This is a genomic window from Aquirufa sp., assembly GCF_044377215.1.
Taxonomy (GTDB): Bacteria; Bacteroidota; Bacteroidia; order Cytophagales; family Spirosomataceae; genus Aquirufa.
Genome location: NZ_JBILJM010000060.1, coordinates 1 through 3707 on the forward strand (window position 1 = coordinate 1; position 3707 = coordinate 3707).

Here is a 3707-nt window from a genome sequence, read left to right on the forward strand (position 1 = left end):
TTGGATTTGAATTGAATTCATAAAGTGCTTTAAACCGCAAAAGATTTCAAAATTAATTAAAATTATGGCCAATCGCTCATTTTTCTTGCATGTTGAAAAATGCCAACGATCTTATTATCCTAACACTACAGCTTTAGGGAAAAATCCCGGTCTAGTAAGCGTATACTGATTTTTAAGCGCGCGAAGCGAGTAGATAAAGAACCGCCATGCGCACGGCCACTCCATTTTCTACCTGATCTAGGATGATCGAGTGTGGCGAATCTGCCGCATCGGAACTTAATTCCACCCCGCGGTTAATCGGGCCTGGGTGCATTAAGACAATTTCTTTAGGCAACTCGTCCAACATTTGACGGGTGATGCCAAAGAACTGGGAATATTCACGTAGACTTGGGAAGTATTTGATTTGTTGGCGCTCCAACTGTATCCGCAGCACATTCGCCGCATCGCACCATTGTAACGTACTTTTTACATCGTGCGACACCTCGACGCCAAGCGACTGTATATGCTTGGGAATCAGGGTGCTCGGGCCGCAAAGGCGGACATTTGCACCTTGTTTCTTCAGTGCGTAGATATTTGAAAGGGCTACCCGGGAGTGCAGGATATCCCCGATAATCGCGATGTTTTTCCCTGTCAAATCCCCCAATTTTTCCTGTAACGAATAGGTATCTAAAAGTGCTTGCGTGGGATGTTCGTGGGTTCCGTCGCCCGCATTGATAATATTGGCTTTGATATGTTTGGCCAAATAATGCGGAGCACCTGGGCTCGCGTGGCGCATGACGATCATGTCGACCTTCATGGCTAGAATGTTATTGACCGTATCGAGTAACGTTTCTCCTTTTTTAACTGAGCTTCCGGAGGCTGAGAAATTAATGGTATCTGCTGAGAGGCGTTTTTCGGCTAATTCGAAGGAGAGTCTGGTACGGGTTGAGTTTTCAAAAAATACATTGGCAATGGTGACGTCACGTAGGGAGGGAACTTTTTTAATCGGTCGGTTGAGAACCTCTTTAAATTCTTTAGCCGTTTTAACGATTAAGTGGATAGACGCTTCGTCTAAATCTTTAATCCCTAACAAGTGTGGCGATTTCAACATATTTTTATTGGGTGATTAACCAAATTTTATCAGCTTCATGGCCTTGTTCTTGCCATTCTACAAGTACTTTTTCCGTAGGCAGTGTGTTCACCGCTTTCCCCACATAGTCTGCATTAATGGGCAGGTCTCGGTTGTAAATGCGGTCAATTAGGACACAGAGCTCAACTTTTGCGGGTCTACCGAATGAATTCATGGCATCGAGTGCGGCACGAACCATGCGGCCAGTCGCCAATACGTCATCGACTAAAATGACGCGTTTATTTTCAATCAAAAAGGAAATGTCGGTGGAATTAGGCGCAATTGTATCGCGTCTCCGGTAGTCGTCGCGGTAGAACGTGGCGTCTAATTTGCCCACTTGAAATGTCTGGTTGAGTTGCTTGCCAAGTTCCTTGGCGATGCGTTCAGCGAAATAGATACCACGGGGTTGTAGCCCTAAAATAACGGTTTCCACATCTTTGATTTGATTTTCAATGAGCTCTTGGCATAACCTGGATATGGTTATCTCCAATAATGGGCTTGATAGAATCAGCTTGCGAGTCATTGGCACAAAGGTATAAAAATTAATTAAATATCACTTCGTTTGGGTCAAATAGGGGTAAGATTTGGTCTTTATCTGCAACGATGGGGTTATCGATTCCCCATGCAATTTGTAAGCTTGGGTCATTCCAGCGTAAACCTGATTCCGCTTCTTTATTCCAAAATTCGGTACACTTATAGACAAAAATCGTTTCTTCTAAGGCTAGAAATCCGTGTGCAAAGCCAACGGGTACATACAGCATATTGCCTTGATCTGCGTCTAGAATGAAGGAAGCGTGCTGTCCGTAGGTGGCTGAGCTTTTGCGCAGGTCCACAATAACGTCTTTAACTTTTCCAGTCATGCAACGGACTAATTTTCCTTGCGCGTGGGGATCTTTTTGAAAATGCAGTCCACGCAAAACACCCGGCGTTGAAAATGAGAAATTATCCTGAACAAAATCTTCTGGTATGCCGTTGGCAGCAAAACGCTTTTGATTATATGACTCGTAAAAAAAGCCGCGATCATCGTGAAATTTGGTCGGAATACATTCAATGACGCCTGCGAATGGGTGGTTGATAAATTGCATAGAATTAAAATTCCTTAAGTTTGAAAATGGCTAGGAAAGCCCTTAATTTGTGCCAAAATTATTGATATTTACGCAGTAAACCAATTCCTATTTCCCAATTCCGTATGAATTCACATGAATTAGTCAATCAGATAGAACGAAAGCGATCTTTTTTGTGTGTGGGTTTAGATACGGATCCCCGGTTAATTCCATCCAAATTTAAGCAAGAAGCAGACCCTGTGTTTGCCTTCAATCAAGCGGTGATTGACGCAACGGCTGATTATGCGGTGGCTTATAAGCCCAACATTGCTTTTTATGAGGCATTAGGACCGAAGGGCTGGGAAAGTTTACAGAAAACAATGGAATATATGCCCAAGGATGTCTTTACGATAGCAGATGCGAAACGTGGGGACATTGGCAATACGGCGTATATGTATGCGCAAACGTTTTTTGACCCCAAGTCTAGTGGCTTGAATTTTGATTCCATTACGGTGGCTCCTTACATGGGTCATGATTCGGTGGAGCCTTTTCTGCGTTTTGCCAACAAATGGGTGATTTTATTAGCGTTGACATCCAATCCAGGTAGTCATGATTTCCAAATGACCAAGTCGGAGGATTACATACCCATGTACGAGCGCGTGATGCGTTTGGCACAAACCTGGGCATCGCCGGAGGAATTGATGTTTGTGATTGGGGCAACTCGAGTAGACTTTTTACAAAAAGTGCGTGAAATTGCGCCGGACAACTTCTTTTTAGTTCCGGGTGTAGGTGCGCAAGGAGGGAGTTTGGAGGATGTGGCGCGTTATGCCATGAATTCACGCGTAGGCTTATTGGTTAATTCTTCCCGCGGCATAATTTATGCGGGTGACAATCCAGCCGTAGATGCGAAGCGGGAAGCCCAAAAACTACAAGAAGAAATGGCGATGCATTTAGACGCTTTTTATATCAAATAACATGGAATTAGGAATCGGAACCCCTGCCTTATTGTTTTCAACGGTTTCATTGTTGATGATTGCCTTCACCAACCGCTTCATGTCGATGGCCTCGCTGATTCGTGGTTTGCATGAGAAATTCCAGCAGAACCCGGATGAATCGATTTTGAAGCAAATTCAAAATTTACGCTTGCGCATGAAATTGATTCAGAATATGCAGATCATTGCGATTATTAGTTTAATTCTGAGTGTGATTTGCATGTTTTTCATCTTCTTTGAAATGCAGTTAGTTTCACATTGGTTCTTTGGTACGGCTTTAGTGGGCATGTGTGCCGCGCTCATGCTCAGTGCATGGGAGATTACGATATCGACGAAGGCGCTCGAAGTGGAGCTTTCCGACATGGAAGATATCTTGGCCAAAAAACATTAATTATTTGAATAGTATAAATTTTCCCGCTTAATATTTCAAAAATTGAAATATAGTAGTATTTTTGTGTACAATTTTGATTTGAAACAGCGGTTAAACCGCTACATCATAAAAATACTACTTAGGCGGATTGAATAAAGGCTCGGAATTTTTCTGAGTCTTTATTGTTTCCGCCT

5 protein-coding genes are annotated in these 3707 nt (G+C 43.1%); 2 read left to right on the top strand and 3 right to left on the bottom strand.

Annotation, left to right across the window (positions count from 1 at the left end; all coding sequences use genetic code 11):
- Window positions 1-172: 172 nt before the first annotated feature.
- The 3 genes from ACIQ6T_RS11220 to rfbC are packed head-to-tail and all read right to left on the bottom strand — an operon-like array spanning window position 173 to window position 2193.
- On the bottom strand, window positions 173-1090 hold the full coding sequence (locus ACIQ6T_RS11220) for an aspartate carbamoyltransferase catalytic subunit (RefSeq protein WP_395786422.1): 918 nt from the start codon (window positions 1088-1090) through the stop codon (window positions 173-175).
- 4 nt (window positions 1091-1094) lie between these two features.
- On the bottom strand, window positions 1095-1631 hold the full coding sequence (pyrR, locus tag ACIQ6T_RS11225; protein ID WP_395786424.1) for a bifunctional pyr operon transcriptional regulator/uracil phosphoribosyltransferase PyrR: 537 nt from the start codon (window positions 1629-1631) through the stop codon (window positions 1095-1097).
- Between the two features lie 19 nt (window positions 1632-1650).
- Entirely contained in the window at window positions 1651-2193 is a 543-nt protein-coding gene (gene rfbC / locus ACIQ6T_RS11230) for a dTDP-4-dehydrorhamnose 3,5-epimerase (RefSeq protein WP_395786426.1), read from the bottom strand.
- Window positions 2194-2297: 104 nt separating this feature from the next.
- Here rfbC and pyrF point away from each other — a divergent pair, with 104 nt between their 5' ends.
- Entirely contained in the window at window positions 2298-3125 is an 828-nt protein-coding gene (gene pyrF, locus ACIQ6T_RS11235; protein ID WP_395786428.1) for an orotidine-5'-phosphate decarboxylase, read from the top strand.
- A 1-nt stretch (window position 3126) separates the two neighbouring features.
- On the top strand, window positions 3127-3534 hold the full coding sequence (locus ACIQ6T_RS11240) for a DUF2721 domain-containing protein (RefSeq protein WP_395786430.1): 408 nt from the start codon (window positions 3127-3129) through the stop codon (window positions 3532-3534).
- The last annotated feature ends 173 nt before the right edge of the window (window positions 3535-3707 follow it).

Bases quoted from the DNA above. Each gene is read 5' to 3' on its own strand.
- ACIQ6T_RS11220 (WP_395786422.1), bottom strand. From the start codon at position 1,090: ATGTTGAAATCGCCACACTTGTTAGGGATTAAAGATTTAGACGAAGCG.
- pyrR (WP_395786424.1), bottom strand. From the start codon at position 1,631: ATGACTCGCAAGCTGATTCTATCAAGCCCATTATTGGAGATAACCATA.
- rfbC (WP_395786426.1), bottom strand. From the start codon at position 2,193: ATGCAATTTATCAACCACCCATTCGCAGGCGTCATTGAATGTATTCCG.
- pyrF (WP_395786428.1), top strand. From the start codon at position 2,298: ATGAATTCACATGAATTAGTCAATCAGATAGAACGAAAGCGATCTTTT.
- ACIQ6T_RS11240 (WP_395786430.1), top strand. From the start codon at position 3,127: ATGGAATTAGGAATCGGAACCCCTGCCTTATTGTTTTCAACGGTTTCA.